The organism is Ciceribacter ferrooxidans (assembly GCF_004137355.1).
Taxonomy (GTDB): Bacteria; Pseudomonadota; Alphaproteobacteria; order Rhizobiales; family Rhizobiaceae; genus Allorhizobium; species Allorhizobium ferrooxidans.
Map to the genome: position 1 here is coordinate 1 of NZ_SDVB01000305.1, position 259 is coordinate 259.

Genomic DNA, 259 nt, shown 5'->3' on the forward strand with positions numbered 1-259 from the left:
ACCACCAGCCAAGCCTCAGCATCGCCGGCACAGGATCCAATCGCAGGAGCAGGGGCCACGACGAGCGATCTGTTCACTCGCCTCCTGAGCAACACAGGGAGCGCCGAGTTGAACGGCCACGCTCCCCACCTCGCCAGCGTCCTGTCGATCTTCGCGATACGGTTAACCAGCGCCGTGCAGCACGAGGTCACCGCCATTCACCAGATCGCTACGACAACGATGTGGATGGAGTAGCTGCCTTTACTAACGACCTGCGTCA

The 259-nt window shown here is 61.4% G+C and carries 1 protein-coding gene; it reads left to right on the forward strand.

Annotated elements, in window-relative coordinates:
- Positions 1-234, forward strand: a 234-nt coding sequence (locus tag EUU22_RS25685) for a hypothetical protein (protein ID WP_205687942.1), incomplete at its 5' end; no start/stop codon positions are given.
- Positions 235-259: the final 25 nt, after the last annotated feature.